This window comes from Stenotrophomonas sp. SAU14A_NAIMI4_8, assembly GCF_003086695.1.
GTDB lineage: Bacteria > Pseudomonadota > Gammaproteobacteria > Xanthomonadales > Xanthomonadaceae > Stenotrophomonas.
The window spans coordinates 1812005-1828390 of sequence record NZ_CP025999.1 but is presented as its reverse complement, the minus strand read 5'-3'; the positions used below and the strand labels follow the sequence as shown (position 1 = coordinate 1828390).

The following is a 16386-nucleotide window of genomic DNA, read 5'->3' as shown; positions in this document are numbered from 1 at the left end:
CGGCCCCGGCCTCAATCGCCGCGCAGGGCCTGCAGTGCGCCGCCGTGGGCCTCGGCGCGCTGGTAGGCCGGGCGCTGGCCGATGCGTTCCAGGAAGCCCCGCAACGCCGGCTTGTCGTCCAGCCCGCCGCCACGGGCGGCCGCGGCCTGGATCGGGAAACTCATCTGGATGTCGGCCGCACTGAACCGTTCACCGGCGAACCACGGGCTTTCGGCCAGGCGCCGCTCCATCCAGTCCAGATGCAGGCGGCGCTGCGGGCCGATGAAGCTGCGCTCGGCCTTGTCGGCGATGCGGCGTGCGATCGGGCGGGCGAAGAACGGCATCGGTGCGCTGCGGATCCGCCCGACCACCAGGGTCAGCAGCAGCGGCGGCATGGCCGACCCTTCGGCGTAATGCAGCCAGTAGCGATAGGCGATGCGCTCGGCACTGTCGGCCGGCACCGGCGACGGCGACAGCACGCGCTGGGTGTCGTAGCGGTCGACCAGGTAGTCCAGGATCGCGCCGGATTCGGCCAGCACCTGGTCACCGTCCTGCAGCACCGGCGCCTTGCCCAGCGGATGGATCTGCCGAAGCTCCGGCGGCGCCAGCAGCGTCTTCGGATCGCGCGGGTAGCGCCGCAGTTCGTAGTCCAGCCCCAGTTCCTCCAGCATCCACAGCACGCGCAGTGAACGCGAGTTTTCCAGGTGGTGGACGATGCGCATGCGGAAACTCCTGAGGGAAGCCCGCATCGTACCGCGCGCGATGCATGCACCTCGCAAAAAAAAAACGCCGGAAGCTTTCGCTTCCGGCGTTCTGGCTACCAAACGGTAGCAGACGGATTAGACCGCCTGCACCTGGTCAGCCTGCATACCCTTCTGGCCCTGGACGGCGATGAAGGTAACCTTCTGGCCTTCCTGCAGGGTCTTGAAGCCGGTGCCCTGGATGGCACGGAAGTGCACGAACAGGTCCGGGCCGCTTTCCGGGGTGATGAAGCCGAAGCCCTTGGCGTCGTTGAACCACTTGACGGTGCCGGTCTGACGATCAGACATTTGACTAACTCCTGAAACACATGTTGAAAAAATCGCAGCCACCGGGAATCGGGGCCGAGACTGAGTTGCAGGCGTTGGTAAAGCGGATCGATGAGCGGATCGTGAGATCAACTGCACCAGGCCACGATTCACGGTGACCCTAGCAAACACAGTGGATCGAACGATACGCGTGTTTTCAGCAAAAAGCGATAGCCCCGGCATTCAGCGGCAGGGCCCCGCCCGCTAGGCGTGACAAGGGCTGGACCCAGATCGGGCCTAAACCCGAGTCCCTATTCAGGTTTTTCCTACCCTACACTGGGCTGATGACTGAAGCTGAAACCCCCGCTGAACACGCCCGTCCACGCATCTGGGTCGATGCCGACGCCTGCCCGACGGTCATTCGCGACATCCTTTTCCGGGCCGCCGAACGGGTCGGCCTGGAGCTGACCCTGGTCGCCAACCAGTGGCTGCGCACCCCACCCTCACGCTGGATCCGCTCGCTGCAAGTGCCGCAGGGCCTGGACGTGGCCGACAGCGCCATCGTCGAACGGGTGGCCGCCGGTGACCTGGTGGTCACCCAGGACATCCCGCTGGCGGCGCTGGTACTGGAAAAGAAGGCCGTGGCGCTGAACCCGCGCGGCCAGCTGTACACCGCCAACAACATGGCCGAGCGCCTGTCCATGCGCAATTTCATGGAGGAACTGCGCGGTGCGGGCGTGCAGACCGGTGGCCCACCGCCGCTGGGCGCGCGCGACCGCCAGCTGTTCGCGGCCGAACTGGACCGCTGGCTGGCCCGGGTCAAGCCACGGTGACCAAGCCACGGCGACCAGGCCGCGGTGACCCGGCCGCGCTGATCAGGCGCCCGGCACCGGACCGGCCGGCCAGTGCAGCGAGCGCTCGCTGCGGAACACACGCGGCTCCCCGCTGAGCGGATCCTGGAAGGCCAGGGCCCGCGCCAGCAGTTGCAGCGGCGGCGCCTGCAGCGGATCGGCCGACGGCTGCAGCCGTGGATACAGGTCATCGCCCAGGATCGGCGCCCCCAGCGCCGCCATGTGCACGCGCAGCTGGTGCTTGCGCCCGGTTTCCGGCCACAGCCGGTAGTGCCAGGCCGCGCCGTGCTCGGCAATCACCTCGATGCGGGTGCGCGCATTCGGCTCGCCCGCCATTTCGGCCATGCGGAAGAAGGGCTCACCCGGCACGATCCGGCTCAACCGCTGCTGCGGGAACGGCAGCCCTGGCAGGGCCGGCGCCAGTGCCTCGTAGATCTTTTCGATGCGCCGTTCACGGAACAGGCGCTGGTAGGCGTCGCGCGAATCGGGCCGCTGCGAGAACAGCACCAGCCCGGCGGTCAGCCGATCCAGCCGATGCAGGGGCACCAGGTCGGGATTGCCGGTGCGTGCCACCAGGCGCGCCAGCAGGGTCTCGCGCACATAGCCCCCGGCCGGGGTGACCGGCAGATAGTGCGGCTTGTCGGCCACCAGCAGATGCGCGTCCTGGTACAGCACCGTCTCGCTGAACGGAATGTCCGGCTCCGCGCTGACTTCGCGGAAGTAGACGATCTCCAGCCCGACCTGCCACGGCTGGTCGGCCGCAAGCGCCCTGCCCTGCGCATCCTGCACGCGCCCACGGCCGAAACGATCCAGCCACTGGCCACGATCAATGCGCGGAAAGCGCGCGCACAGGCCGTCCAGCAGGGTCGGCCAGTCACCGGGGGGCAGCTGCAGGCGGCTGGGCAGGCTCATCGAACACACACGCAGGGAAGACGCGGCCAGAGTGCCACCGTTGACACCGCGCAGACACCCCTGCCACGGACACCCCGCCAGCAAACCTCTATCATGGGCGGTCTTTGCCCCCGGAACGCCCATGGCCCTCACCGCCACCATCCGCAAGGCCGAACTGCAGATCAGCGACATGGATCGCGGCTACTACGCGACCCACAACCTGACCCTGGCCCAGCACCCGTCCGAAACCGACGAGCGCCTGATGGTGCGCCTGCTGGCCTTCGCCCTGAACGCCGATGACCGCCTGGAGTTCGGCCGCGGCCTGAGCACCGACGACGAGCCGGACCTGTGGCAGCACGACTACACCGGCGACATCCTGCAGTGGATCGATCTGGGCCACCCGGACGAATCGCGCATCCGCAAGGCCAGCAACCGCAGCCGGTCGGTGCAGGTGGTGAACTACGCCGGCAACGCGTCCGATATCTGGTGGAACAAGCAGGGCAAGGGCCTGGCCCGTTTCGACAACCTGTCGGTGGTCGACCTGGACGGCACCTTCGTTGAACAGTGGGGCCAGCAGATCCAGCGCGCCATGCGTTTCAGCGTGCTCATCCAGGATGGCGAAGTGCAGATCCTCAACGACCAGATCCAGCTGGACGTGATTCCCAGCTGGCGCAAGCGCGCCAAGGCATGAGCATTACCCGCTGCGACGTGGTGGTCATCGGCGCCGGTGCCGCCGGGCTGATGACCGCGCTCACCGCCGGCCGCCGCGGGCGCCAGGTGCAGGTGCTGGACCACGCCAACAAGGTCGGCAAGAAGATCCTGATGTCCGGCGGCGGGCGCTGCAACTTCACCAATACCGGCACCACCCCGGCCAACTTCCTGTCGGCCAACCCGCATTTCTGCAAATCAGCGCTGGCCCGCTATTCGCCGTGGCACTTCATCGACATGGTGGAGAAGCACGGCATCGCCTATCACGAAAAAGAGCTGGGCCAGCTGTTCTGCGATGTCTCATCGAAGCTGATCGTGAAGATGCTGGTGGAGGAATGCCAGGCCGCGGGCGCGCAGATCCGCACCCAGTGCAGCATCGAGCGCATCGAACACGCCAGCGATGGCTTCCGCGTGCATACCACGCAGGGGCTGTTCCATTGCGCATCGCTGGTGGTGGCTACCGGCGGGCTGTCCATTCCCAGTTTGGGCGCCACCGGCTTCGGCTACGAACTGGCCCGCCAGTTCGGCCACAACGTGCTGCCCACCCGCGCCGGCCTGGTGCCGCTCACCCTCAGTGGCAAGCACCAGGAACGCCTGGCCGAGCTGAGCGGGGTGGCCCTGCCGGTGCAGGCGCACTGCAATGGCAAGAGCTTCCAGAACTTCATGCTGCTCACCCATCGCGGCGTCAGCGGGCCGGCCATTCTGCAGATTTCCTCGTTCTGGCAGCCCGGCGACACCCTGGAAATCGACCTGCTGCCCGGCCAGGACGCCGGCGAGTGGCTGCGGCAGATGAAGCGCGAGCGCCCTGCGGCCGAACTGCGCACGGTGCTGGGCGAGGTGCTGCCCAAGCGGCTGGCCCAGCGCCTGTGCGAGCACTGGCTGCCGGACCGGCCGGTGCGCCAGCTCGACGAACCGGTGCTGCGCCAGGCCGCGCAGGTGCTGGGCGCATTCCCGCTGGTGGCCAGCGGCACCGAAGGCTACCGCACCGCCGAAGTCACCCTGGGCGGGGTGGATACGGCCGAAGTGTCGTCTTCCACGTTCGAATCCAAGCGCGTGCCCGGCCTGCATTTCGTCGGCGAGGTGTTGGATGTGACCGGCTGGCTGGGCGGTTACAACTTCCAGTGGGCGTGGGCCAGCGGTCACGCCGCCGGCAGCGTGGTGTGAACCGCATCGCCGTTCGGTGCTCGCCCGGGGCCAGCGCATGGACGTGCCGCCGCGCATCGTGTATCTAGGTTCGCAGATTGGGGAGCAGTGCATGCAGAACGCGAACGACATCACCATCCGCCTGCTGATCGTGGACGACAGCGGCGAAAACGCAGAAGCCATCGTCAGCACCCTGCGCAACAGCGGCATTGCCGTTCGCCCGTGGCGCCCACAGGATTCGGCCGAACTGTCACAGGTGCTGGCCAGCCAGGCCATCGACCTGGTGCTGGCCTCGCCGTCGCAGGGCATCCCCCTGCCGCTGGTGGCCCAGCACATTGCCGCCAGCGGCAAGGACATTCCGCTGGTGCTGCTGGCCGACCGCATCGACGAAGACGAACTGGTGCAGGCCAGCAGCAACGGCGTGCGCGCCCTGGCCCTGCGCCAGCGCAACGAGCACCTGCTGGCCGTGGTGCGTGACCAGTGGGTGGATCTGCAGGCACGGCGCGGCCTGCGCCGCATCGAAGCACAGATGCGCGAGACCGAACGCCGCTGCGACGCGCTCATTGCCTCGTCCCGCGACCCCATCGCCTACGTGCATGAAGGCATGCACATCCGCGCCAACGACGCCTACCTGGGCATGTTCGGCTACGACGAATTCGACGACATCGAAGGCATCTCGCTGCTGGACATGGTGGCCGCCCAGCACGTGGATGGCTTCAAGCAGCTGCTGAAATCACTCAGCCGCGGCGAAGCACCGCCCCCGCAGTACCAGCTGGATGCCCGCCACCAGGACGGCAGCGCATTCCCGGCCACCATGGAATTCACCGCCGCCACCTATGAAGGCGAGGCCTGCCTGCAGGTGGTGTTCCGCCGCCGCCTGGAACTGGACACCGAACTGGCGCGCGAAGTGGAAGACCTGCGCCAGCGCGACCAGGTCACCGGCCTGCTCAACCGCCCCACCTTCATGCTGCAGGTGGAAGATGCGGTGGCCCAGGCCGGCCGCAGCGAAGGCCAGTTCGGCCTGCTGCTGGTCGAGCCGGACCACTACGCCCGCCTGATCCCCGATATCGGCCTGGACTCGGCCGACACCCTGATTGGCGCCCTGGCAGGGCTGCTGGCCGAGGTGGTGGGCGACCAGGCGCAGCTGGCGCGCTTCGGCGAACACAGCTTTGCCGTGCTGCAGTCGGGCCCGTATGCGCAGACCGAAGCGCTGGCCGAACGCATCCGCGCCGCCTATGCCGCGCATGTGTTCAGCATTGGTGCGCGCTCGGCCACGGTCACGGTCAGCGTGGGTGGCGTGCAGGTGGGCGAAAAAATCGCCAGCATCGGCCAGGTGCTGGCCCGCGCCAGCGAATGCACACAGGCCGCCGCCGCGCTGGGCAATACCTGCCGCATCTTCGACCCGGCCGCTGCCGACCGTGTGGAGGAAGAACGCGTGCAGCGCTGGGTGGCGCGCATCCGCGAAGCCCTGGCCGGTGAAGGCTTCCAGCTGCACTACCAGCCGGTGCTGAACCTGCAGGGCGAATCGCTGGAACTGTACGAGGCCTACCTGCGCCTGGAACACAACGGCGAGCTGCTCAGCCCCACGGCCTTCCTCGGCATTGCCGAGGAGCATGGCCTGCTGGCCGACATCAACCGCTGGGTGGTGTCGCGCGCGATCAGCGTGCTCGGCGCGCGTGCGCGCGAGGGCCATGCCACGCAGATGCTGGTGAAGGTGACGCCCGAATCCTTCGACGACCCGAAGATGATCGCCACTTTGCGCCGCGAACTGCAGGCCCACGGCGTGCCAGGCGAGCGGCTGTGGCTGCACGCGCCCGAGGCCAAGGTGTTCACCCATCTGCGCGCCGCACAGCAGTTCCTGGCCGAAGTTGCCCCGCTGGGCTGCCGCATCGGCCTGGAGCAGTTCGGTTCGGGGCTGGATTCGTTCCAGCTGCTGGCGCACTTCCAGCCGCAGGTGCTGAAGCTGGACCGCAGCTTCACCAGCGACCTGGTGTCGACCCGCGAGAACATCGACCTGATCAGCCAGATCACCGCGCGTGCGCAGGAAGCCGGCATCCGCACCGTCGCCGAGTTCGTCAGCGACGCCAATTCCATGACCCTGCTGTTCAGTGCCGGGGTGGATTACGTGCAGGGTGATTTCGTCGGCCCTGCCCTGCCGGTGATGAATTTCGAGTTCGGTTGAGCGGCATGCGCCGGGCCGCAGATCTGCACCGGTAGCGCCGGGCCATGCCCGGCGAGCGCAGCGGCATTCAAGGCATCCGCCGGGCCATGCCCGGCGTTACCTTCGATCTCAGGTCAGATCGACCAGGTTGGCGATCTTCACGTCCGGATTGACGTCGGCCTCGTAGTCCACGCCTTCCACGCCAAAACCGAACAGGCGCAGGAAATCGGCCTTGTAGCCGACCAGATCGCTGATCTCGTACAGGTTCTCGTTGGTCACCTGCGGCCACAGTTCCAGCACCTTGCCCTGCACTTCCGGCGCCATTTCCTTGTAGTCGGCACGCAGGCGGCCTTCCTCGTCCACCAGCGCAACCTTGCGACCCTGGCCATCGACCAGATCGTGGCGCAGGCGGTCGACGGCCACGCCGTCAGCCTTGCCGCCGTACAGGATGTCGTACAGCACATCGAGCTGCTCGATGCAGCCTTCGTGCGTGCCCTGCGCCTTCATCACCTTGAACAGCAGCGACAGGTACAGCGGCATGGTCGGAATGGCCGAGCTGGCCTGGGTGACCACCGCCTTCAGCACCGACACGCGCGCGTCGCCACCAATTTTTGCCAGCGATTCGCGCAGGCCCAGCACCTTGTTGTCCAGGTCCTTCTTGGCGGCACCAATCGAGCCGTTCCAGTAGATGGCCTGGGTGATCTCCTCGCCCACGTAGGTGAAGGCGGTGGTGGTGCAGCCGTCGGCCAGCACGCCGGCATCGGCCAGCGCCTCGATCCACATCTGCCAGTCTTCGCCGCCCATCACCGCCACGGTGCCGGCGATTTCTTCCGGGGTGGCCGGCTGCAGGGTGGTTTCGGTGATCACTTCCTTGTCGGTGTCCAGGCCACGCAGGGTGATCTGTTCGCCGATCGGCTTCAGCGTGGAGCTGATGATCTCACCGGTCTTGGGGTGCTTGCGGCGCGGCGCAGCCAGGCTGTAGACCACCTGGTCGACCTGGCCCAGGTCGGCCTTGATCATCTCGATGGTCTTGGCCTTCACTTCATCGGAGAAGGCATCGCCGTTGATGCTCTTGGCGTACAGGCCGGCTTCGTCGGCGTACTTGTGGAAGGCGGCCGAGTTGTACCAGCCGGCGGTGCCCGGCTTGGTTTCGCTGCCCGGGCGTTCGAAGAAGATACCCAGGGTGGCCGCGCCGCTGCCGAAGGCCGCGGTGATGCGCGCCGCCAGGCCGTAGCCGGTCGATGCGCCGATGACCAGCACGCGCTTGGGGCCGTTCTGGATGGGCGGGCGGGCGCGGATGTAGTCGATCTGCTGCTTGACCGCGGCCTCGCAGCCGGTCGGATGAGTGGTGACGCAGATGAAGCCGCGGACGCGCGGTTTGATGACCATGGATACCTCGGGTTGGCAGATGCGGCGCACGCGGGCGCACGCGAACCGCAGGATCGTAGTGCGCGGGGGGCGATTGCACAACCGACGCAGGCGTAGGGTGGGGTTTCTCTTTTGCAGGGCTTGCAGCCCTGCACCTGCCGAGGCAACGGCAATGGCAACGTCAAATTCAAGAGCGGGCTATTCGGGGGATGGCGGGGTGGGTCCGGTTGCGGGGGACGCCGCAAGTACGTCCGTGTAGGCTTGGCCGCGGCATCCATGCCGCGGACACCCCCGCAACCGGACCCACCCCGCCTTCGACAGTTTTTCGCGATCTGTCGGAACGGCGTTCTGGGGTCAGATCCCGTTGCTCCGCAACGGGCTCTGACCCCAGACGGATTTCGGTATCCGAAAGATGTGCCGACCAAGGTCGACACCTACCAACAGCCGCGCGGAACAACAGGCGCCGTTACCAACCGCCGCGTGAACCTGTCAGAGGTGGGGCGGTGTGGGTGGGCAGGACCGCAGGCGCCATGGATGGCGCCTACGAGCCTACAGTGACGTACTTGCGGCGTGTCCTGCCCACCCACACCGCCCCGCCATCCCACGGAATGCCGCTCTGGCTTTGGATTTGGCATTTGCCGTTGCTCCAAGCAGGTGCAGGGCGCAGTCCTGCCCACAAAAAACCCCGCTTGCGCGGGGTTCTCTGTGTGCTGCGTGCCGCAAGGATTACGGGCGACGCTCCAGGGCTTCGATGTCCTTGGCCTTGGGCAGCAGGTCCTGCTTGCTTACGCGCAGGAAACCGATCGTCAGCATCGGCACGGCCACCAGGATCGAGGACAGCACCACGATCACCGCACCGATCATGTGCGTCTCGGCCAGACCTTCCATCGAGCTGCCGCCGTACAGGTACAGCGCCAGCGCCGACAGGAAGAACATCACCGCGGTGATCACCGTACGCGACAGCGTCTGGTTGATCGAACGGTTCAGCACTTCCATCGGCTCCACGCGCAGGCTACGGAAGTTCTCTCGCACGCGGTCGAACACCACGATGATGTCGTTGATCGCAAAACCCATCACCGACAGCAGGCCGGCCAGCACCGTCAGGTCGAACTCACGACCCAGCAGCGACACGTAGGCCACGGTGACCAGCAGGTCGAACAGCGCCACGATGCTGGCGGTCACGGCGAACTTCCACTCGAAGCGCACGGCGATGTAGATCAGGAAGCCGGCCAGCATGAAGATGGTGGCGTACAGGCCGTTCATCGCCAGGTCCTTGCCGATCTGCGGACCGACAAATTCATTGCGCAGCACGGTGGCCTGGTTGTCGGCCGAAGAGACCGCCTTGACCACGGCGGCCGCAGTGGCCTTGTCTTCAGCCGACGCGCCACCGGTGCCCGGGGCGTGCTCGCCGTGCGGGGCCAGGCGGATCAGAAGGTCGGTGTTGCCACCCACGCTCTGCACCTGCGCGCCGTCGAAGCCGTTCTGCTCCAGCTTGGTACGGACGTCCTCGACGTCCACCGCTTTGTCGAAGCGGGCTTCGATCAGGGTGCCGCCAGTGAAGTCCAGCGCATAGTTGAAGCCCTTCACGCCGATGATGGCGATCGAGGCAATGAACACGGCGATCGTGACCACCATGGCGACATGGCGCCACCGCATGAAGTCGATCTTGGTGTCGTTCGGGAGGATGTGCAGCGGAAACAGTTTCATTGTGCGTGTCGTCCCGTCAGATGGCCACGTTCTGGAGCTTCTTGCGACCGCCGTAGATCAGCGTCGCCAGCGCGCGCGACACGGTGATCGCGGTGAACATGGAGGCGAAAATACCGATGATCATGGTCAGCGCGAAGCCCTTCAGCGGGCCGGTGCCGAAGGCGAACAGGGCCACGCCCACGATCAGGCCGGTCAGGTTGGCGTCCAGGATGGTGCCCGAGGCGCGGTCGTAACCGGTCACGATGGCGGTCTTGCCCGGCACGCCGGCACGCAGTTCCTCGCGGATACGCTCGTTGATCAGCACGTTGGCGTCCACCGACAGGCCCACCGACAACGCCAGACCGGCGAAGCCCGGCAGGGTCATGGTGGCACCGAACAGCGACATCACCGCCACCACGATCAGCAGGTTGAACAGCATCGCGATGGAGGTGATCAGACCGAACACGCGGTAGTAGATGCTGAAGAACACCAGGGTGAACAGGAAGGCGTAGACCACCGCGGTGATGCCGTTCTTCACGTTCTCGGCGCCCAGGCTGGGGCCGACCACGCGCTCTTCCACGAAGTCCATCGGCGCAGCCAGCGAGCCCGACTTCAGCAGCTTGGCCAGGTCTTCGGCTTCCTTCTTCTGCAGACCGGTGGTCTGGAAGTTCTTGCCGAACACGCCGTTGATGTTGGCCACCGAGATCACTTCCTCGTTGACCTTGAAGCCACGCACTTCCTGGCCATCGACCACGGTCACCGTCGGCACGCGCTCGGTGTAGACCACGGCCATCGGCTTGTTCACGTTGGCGCTGGTGAAGTCGAACATGCGCTGGCCGCCGACATTGTTCAGCGTCACGCTGACCGCCGGCGAACCGCTGGTCGAATCGGTCACCGCCTGCGCGGCCACCATCTGGTCGCCGGTCACGATCACGCGCTTGTTCAGCAGGATCGGGCCGCGGCCATCACGCTGCTGGTAGACCTTGGCTTCCGGCGGAATGCGGCCCGAAGCGATGGCGTCCTGCGCATTGCCTTCCACCACCGCACGGTATTCCAGGGTGGCGGTGGCACCGATCATGCGCTTGGCTTCGGCGGTGTCCTGCACGCCGGGCAGCTGCACGACCACGCGGTCGGCACCCTGGCGCTGGATGATCGGCTCGGCCACGCCCAGCTGGTTCACGCGGTTGCGCAGGGTGTTGATGTTCTGCTCGATCGCGCCGTTGGCGATCTGCGCGATCTCCGCGTCCGGCACGGTCACGGTGATGCGGTTGCCAGAAACGTCATAGCCCAGGGTCGGCTGCGCGGTGCCCAGCGCCACGCGGGCACGGCTGGCCGCATCGGCGCCAGCCGACGGACTCAGGTTGGCCACGATGGTGTTGTCAGCGCGGCGTTCCACCGACTGGTAGGCGATGCGCGCATCACGCAGGGTGCTGCGCACGTCTTCGGTATAGGCATCCAGGCGCTTTTCCAGCGCAGCCTTCTGGTCGACCTGCAGCACGAAGTGCACGCCGCCCTGCAGGTCCAGGCCCAGCACCATCGGGCGACCGCCCAGGCTGGCCAGCCAGTCCGGCACGGTGGAGGCCAGGTTCAGGGCCACGGTGTAGTTCTCGCCCACGCTGTCGCGCAGCGCATCGCTGGCGGCCGACTGCGTCTTCAGGTCCGGCAGGCGGACGATCAGGCTTTCCCCTTCCTTCTCCGCGCCGATCGTGTTGATGCCGGCCTTCTTCAGGTCGGCCAGCACACGGTCGCGCAGCACATCGTCGATCTGCCCGCCACGGTTGGCGGTGATCTGGATGGCCGGGTCCTTCTGGTAGATGTTGGGCAGCGCGTACAGGGTGCTGAGCGCCAGTACAATCAGGATGACGACGTACTTCCAGCGTGGAAATTCGAGCATTGCTTGGGTCCCGCGCGGCGCCATCCCCGGCGCCGCGGTTGTGCATCGGAAAGGGAGTGGCTTACTTGGCCGAGTTCAGGGTACCGGCCGGCAGCACGTTGCCGACAGCGCCCTTCTGCACGCGGATGCGCACGTTGTCAGCCACTTCGATGGTGATGAAGTTGTCGCCGATGTCGGTGACCACGCCGGCGATGCCGCCGTTGGTCAGCACTTCGTCGCCACGCTTGATCTTTTCCAGCATGGCCTTGTGCTCCTTCTGCCGCTTCATCTGCGGGCGGATCATCAGGAAGTACATGATGGCGATCAGGATGATCGGGAACAGCAGCGTGGTCAGGCCCATGCCCTGCGGTTGGCCGCCGGCGGCCTGGGCGTGGGCGGCGGGAATCAGGAAGGCAAGCAGGTTCATCGTTGGTCCTTTGGTTGGGCGGCGCTCCCGTCCGTTCACGGGCGGGGGTGTCGACCGCGGATCTGGGTCAGCCTTGAAGTATGCCACGGCCCCGGACGTTCGTCCTTGGGCCGTTCGGCAGGGGTACCACGGGGTTACAGCGGGGGCGCCACCGCCCCACGGGCCGCATAGAAGGACTCGCGGAAGGCCTGGAAGGTTCCCGCCTCGATGGCCGCGCGGATGTCGGCCATCAGTTTTTCGTAATAGAACAGGTTGTGCAGGGTGCCCAGCATGGGCGCCAGCATCTCGTTGCAGCGGTCCAGGTGGCGCAGGTACGAGCGGGTGTAGCCGCCGGTGCAGGCCACGCAGCCGCAGCCCGGCTCGATCGGGTCCATGTCGCGGGCGTACTGCGAATTGCGGATGCGTACGGTGCCGAACGAGGTGAAATAGTGGCCGTTGCGGGCGTTGCGGGTCGGCATCACGCAGTCGAACATGTCCACGCCGCGCGCCACGCCTTCCACCAGGTCTTCCGGCCGGCCCACGCCCATCAGGTAGCGCGGGCGGTCGCTGGGCAGCTCCGGGTCCAGGTGGTCCAGCATGGCGTTGCGCTCGTGTTCCGGCTCGCCCACGGCCAAGCCGCCAATGGCGTAGCCGTCGAAGCCGATGGCCTGCAGGGCGTCGGCCGAGCGGCTGCGCAGGTCGGTATGCACCCCACCCTGCACGATGCCGAACAGCGCCGCGTCGTTGCCCAGCTCGTCATGGGCGTTGCGGCTGCGCTGGGCCCAGCGCAGGCTCAGTTCCATCGAACGGCGCGCCACCTCTTCGGTGGCCGGGTACGGGGTGCACTCGTCGAAGATCATCACCACGTCCGAATCGAGCACCTTCTGGATCTTCATGCTCTCTTCCGGGCCCAGGAACACGCGGGCACCGTCGGTGGGCGAGGCGAAGGTCACGCCCTGCTCGGTGATCTTGCGGCGGTGGGCCAGCGAGAACACCTGGAAGCCACCCGAATCGGTCAGGATCGGGCCGTCCCAGCGGCAGAAGCCGTGCAGGCCGCCGTGGTCGGCAATGATGTCCAGGCCCGGGCGCAGGTACAGGTGGAAGGTGTTGCCCAGGATGATTTCCGCGCCCAGCGCGCGCACCTGGTCCGGCAGGATGCCCTTGACCGAGCCATAGGTACCCACCGGCATGAAGGCCGGCGTTTCCACCGTGCCACGCGGGAAGGTCAGGCGGCCGCGGCGGGCACGGCCGTCACGGGTCTGGAGCTGGAACTGCAGTCGGGACATGGAGCGGTCATTCAGGCAAATAGTTGCCTATTGTCTCCCATCAGGGCGTGCGCACCAAGGTGCGCACCTACCTTGGGCGGTTCGGGGCGTGCGCACCAAGGTGCGCACCTACCGCGGGTGGTTCGGGGCGTGCGCACCAACGGTGCGCACCCACCAGGCGTCAGCCCGCCTGCGGGAACAGCAGCATTGCATCGCCGTAGCTGAAGAAGCGGTAGCGCTGCTCGATCGCGTGCTGGTAGGCCTCGAACACCCGCTCTCGGCCGGCGAAGGCCGAAATCATCATCAGCAGCGTGCTTTCGGGCAGGTGGAAGTTGGTCACCATCGCATCGACGCTGCGGATGCGGTAACCCGGGGTGATGAAGATCTGGGTCTCGCCGGCGAACGGCAGCAGTTCGCCGTCACGCATCGCGCTTTCCAGCGCGCGCACCACGGTGGTGCCCACGCCGATCACCCGGCCACCGGCCTCGCGCGTGCGCCGCACCTGCTGCACCAGTTCGGCGCCCACGTTCAGCCACTCGCGGTGCATCACGTGGTCCTTCAGGTCATCCACCCGCACCGGCTGGAAGGTGCCGGCGCCCACGTGCAGGGTCACGTGGCCGAACGCCACGCCCTTGTCCTTCAGCGCCGCCAGCAGGGCTTCATCGAAATGCAGGCCGGCGGTCGGTGCGGCCACGGCGCCCACTTCGCGGGCGAACACGGTCTGGTAGCGCTCGCGGTCATCCTGCCCCGGCTCGCGCTGGATGTACGGCGGCAGCGGCAGCCGGCCGGCGTGCAGCAGCCACTGCTCCAGCGATTCGGGCACATGGAACTGCAGCAGGTAGAACTCGCCATCGCGGCCCAGTACTTCGGCCTCGCCGCCGGCATCCAGCGCAATGCGGCTGCCGGCCTTGGGCGACTTGCTGGCGCCCACCTGGGCCCGCACCTGCTGGCCGCCCAGCAGGCGCTCGATCAGGATCTCCACCCGCCCGCCGCTGGCCTTCTGCCCGAACAGGCGCGCCGGAATCACCCGGGTATCGTTGAACACCAGCAGATCGCCCGGCTGCAGCAGCGACGGCAGGTCGCGCACCTGCACATCGGTGAAGGCGGCGGGCGCCGGCGGCACCACCATCAGGCGGCTGGCCGAACGCTCGGCCAACGGCGCCTGGGCAATCAGTTCGGCCGGCAGGTCGTAATGGAAATCGGACTTCTTCAAGGCGGTGGCGGCATCAGGTCGACAATGGCGCGCATTGTACGTCCAGCATCGGCCAGGCAGCGCGCATCGTGGCGAACGTCGGGCATTATGCTGCTATGCAGCAGGTTTCTGCGGGGTTATCGCGCAAAAAAACAAGTGCTAGCATCGGGAAGGAAGTCCGCTGCACGAGCCAGCCCCAAAGCGCGCGTGATGACGCGCGTTCTGCATTTTCAGGCCCGTGTGAACCATCGTTTCAGGAGATCTGCAATGAGCTTCATCGAACGTCTTGCCCCCCTGCGCACCCAGCCCGGCACCCGCCTGACCACCGGCCTGGACGATGCCACCCTGACCGCCCTGGCCGACCGCCACCCGCAGCTGGTTGCCGCGGTGGACGCCGCCGCAGCGGAATTCGCGCGCGTGCAGGGCGAACTGGGGCCGCTGCTGGCACAGGACGAGCAGGCCCAGATCGAGGCCATGCAGGACGGCTTCGTGAACTTCTATGCAGACGATGCGGTGACCCCGTACGTGGCACTGGCTGCACGCGGCCCGTGGGTGGTCACCCTGAAGGGCGCGGTGCTGTACGACGCTGGCGGCTACGGCATGCTCGGCTTCGGCCACACCCCCGATGCCGTGCTGGAAGCGATGGCGCGGCCGCAGGTGATGGCCAACATCATGACCCCCAGCCTGTCGCAGCAGCGCTTCATTACCGCCCTGCGCGCCGAAGTCGGCCACCGCCGCGGCGGCTGCCCCTATGCCCGTTTCATGTGCCTGAATTCCGGCTCGGAAGCGGTCGGCCTGGCCGCGCGCATCGCTGATGTGAACGCCAAGCTGCAGACCGACCCGGGTGCGCGCCACGCCGGCGCCGCGATCAAGCGGGTGGTCGTCAAGGGCAGCTTCCACGGGCGCACCGACCGCCCGGCGCTGTATTCCGATTCCAGCCGCAAGACCTACCTGCAGCACCTGGCCAGCTACCGTGGCGAGGATTCGGTGATCACCGTAGCGCCCTATGACGAGGCCGCCCTGCGCCAGGTCTTCGACGATGCCGCGCGCAACCAGTGGTTCATCGAGGCGGTGTTCCTGGAGCCGGTGATGGGTGAAGGCGACCCGGGCCGCTCGGTGCCGCCGGCCTTCTATGCCCTGGCCCGCGAACTGACCCGTGCCCACGGCAGCCTGCTGCTGCTCGATTCGATCCAGGCCGGCCTGCGCGCCCATGGCGTGCTGTCGGTGGTCGACTACCCCGGCTTCGAAGGCCTGGATCCGCCGGACATGGAAACCTATTCCAAGGCGCTGAACGCGGCCCAGTACCCGCTCTCGGTGCTGGCGGTGACCGAACATGCCGCCCAGCTGTACCGCAAGGGCATCTATGGCAACACCATGACCAGCAACCCGCGGGCGCTGGACGTGGCCTGCGCCACCCTGGCCCAGCTGACCCCGCAGGTACGCGCCAACATCGCCGAACGCGGTGCCGAAGCCGTGCGCAAGCTGGAGCAGCTGAAGAACGAGCTGGGCGGACTGATCACCAAGGTGCAGGGCACCGGCCTGCTGTTCTCGTGCGAACTGGCCCCGCAGTTCAAGTGCTATGGCGCCCACTCCACCGAGGAATGGCTGCGCCAGCACGGCATCAACGTGATCCACGGCGGCGAGAACTCGCTGCGCTTCACCCCGCACTTCGGCATGGACAGCGACGAGCTGGACCTGCTGGTGGGCATGGTCGGCCGCGCCCTGCGTGAAGGCCCGCGCCGCCAGCAGGCCGCCGCCGCGTAAGGCAACGCCCCGCGTTCGTAGAGTCGAGCTTGCTCGACTGCGCCGTTGCCGCCCGCCTTGGTAGAGTCGAGCTTGCTCGACTGGTTTTTGCC

14 protein-coding genes are annotated in these 16386 nt (G+C 66.9%); 5 read left to right on the top strand and 9 right to left on the bottom strand.

Annotation, left to right across the window (positions count from 1 at the left end; all coding sequences use genetic code 11):
- Window positions 1-11: 11 nt before the first annotated feature.
- Complete coding sequence (locus C1930_RS08525; protein ID WP_108771485.1) at window positions 12-701, bottom strand: glutathione S-transferase; 690 nt, start codon at window positions 699-701, stop codon at window positions 12-14.
- A gap of 117 nt (window positions 702-818) precedes the next feature.
- Window positions 819-1028, bottom strand: a complete 210-nt coding sequence (locus C1930_RS08520) for a cold-shock protein (protein WP_004153307.1) — start codon at window positions 1026-1028, stop codon at window positions 819-821.
- A gap of 302 nt (window positions 1029-1330) precedes the next feature.
- Between C1930_RS08520 and C1930_RS08515 the strand changes: the two genes are divergently transcribed.
- Window positions 1331-1819, top strand: a complete 489-nt coding sequence (locus C1930_RS08515; RefSeq protein ID WP_108755967.1) for a YaiI/YqxD family protein — start codon at window positions 1331-1333, stop codon at window positions 1817-1819.
- Between the two features lie 42 nt (window positions 1820-1861).
- Here the strand turns inward: C1930_RS08515 and C1930_RS08510 are convergent, their stop codons facing one another.
- A complete protein-coding gene (locus C1930_RS08510; protein WP_108771484.1) occupies window positions 1862-2749 on the bottom strand; it encodes a pseudouridine synthase in 888 nt (295 codons plus the stop codon).
- Window positions 2750-2870: 121 nt separating this feature from the next.
- Between C1930_RS08510 and C1930_RS08505 the strand changes: the two genes are divergently transcribed.
- The 3 genes from C1930_RS08505 to C1930_RS08495 all read left to right on the top strand — a co-directional run bounded on the left by C1930_RS08505 (window position 2871) and on the right by C1930_RS08495 (window position 6761).
- Window positions 2871-3419: a YaeQ family protein gene (locus C1930_RS08505; RefSeq protein WP_108771483.1), complete on the top strand. Its 549-nt coding sequence runs from the start codon at window positions 2871-2873 to the stop codon at window positions 3417-3419.
- The gene (locus C1930_RS08500) at window positions 3416-4600 is read left to right on the top strand and encodes an NAD(P)/FAD-dependent oxidoreductase (protein ID WP_108752838.1); all 1185 of its coding nucleotides are present in this window, start codon (window positions 3416-3418) and stop codon (window positions 4598-4600) included. Before C1930_RS08505 ends, C1930_RS08500 begins: the two co-directional genes overlap by 4 nt.
- 91 nt (window positions 4601-4691) lie before the next feature.
- Window positions 4692-6761 (top strand): EAL domain-containing protein, encoded by a 2070-nt coding sequence (locus C1930_RS08495; protein WP_108754776.1) that lies wholly within the window; start codon window positions 4692-4694, stop codon window positions 6759-6761.
- A 108-nt stretch (window positions 6762-6869) separates the two neighbouring features.
- Here C1930_RS08495 and fabV read toward each other — a convergent pair whose 3' ends face one another.
- From fabV to queA, 6 genes are all read right to left on the bottom strand, one after another.
- Window positions 6870-8129: an enoyl-ACP reductase FabV gene (gene fabV / locus C1930_RS08490; RefSeq protein ID WP_108771482.1), complete on the bottom strand. Its 1260-nt coding sequence runs from the start codon at window positions 8127-8129 to the stop codon at window positions 6870-6872.
- 705 nt (window positions 8130-8834) lie between these two features.
- On the bottom strand, window positions 8835-9815 hold the full coding sequence (secF, locus tag C1930_RS08485) for a protein translocase subunit SecF (RefSeq protein ID WP_108749354.1): 981 nt from the start codon (window positions 9813-9815) through the stop codon (window positions 8835-8837).
- A gap of 16 nt (window positions 9816-9831) precedes the next feature.
- Window positions 9832-11688 carry a protein translocase subunit SecD gene (gene secD, locus C1930_RS08480; RefSeq protein WP_108755963.1) on the bottom strand — a complete coding sequence of 619 codons (1857 nt, stop codon included), beginning with the start codon at window positions 11686-11688 and terminating at the stop codon, window positions 9832-9834.
- Window positions 11689-11749: 61 nt separating this feature from the next.
- On the bottom strand, window positions 11750-12094 hold the full coding sequence (gene yajC, locus C1930_RS08475; protein WP_108749352.1) for a preprotein translocase subunit YajC: 345 nt from the start codon (window positions 12092-12094) through the stop codon (window positions 11750-11752).
- A 134-nt stretch (window positions 12095-12228) separates the two neighbouring features.
- Entirely contained in the window at window positions 12229-13359 is a 1131-nt protein-coding gene (gene tgt / locus C1930_RS08470; protein WP_108755962.1) for a tRNA guanosine(34) transglycosylase Tgt, read from the bottom strand.
- Between the two features lie 160 nt (window positions 13360-13519).
- Entirely contained in the window at window positions 13520-14551 is a 1032-nt protein-coding gene (gene queA, locus C1930_RS08465) for a tRNA preQ1(34) S-adenosylmethionine ribosyltransferase-isomerase QueA (protein ID WP_108755961.1), read from the bottom strand.
- A 246-nt stretch (window positions 14552-14797) separates the two neighbouring features.
- Here queA and C1930_RS08460 point away from each other — a divergent pair, with 246 nt between their 5' ends.
- Window positions 14798-16294, top strand: coding sequence for an aminotransferase class III-fold pyridoxal phosphate-dependent enzyme (locus C1930_RS08460; protein ID WP_108755960.1), 1497 nt, complete (start codon window positions 14798-14800; stop codon window positions 16292-16294).
- The last annotated feature ends 92 nt before the right edge of the window (window positions 16295-16386 follow it).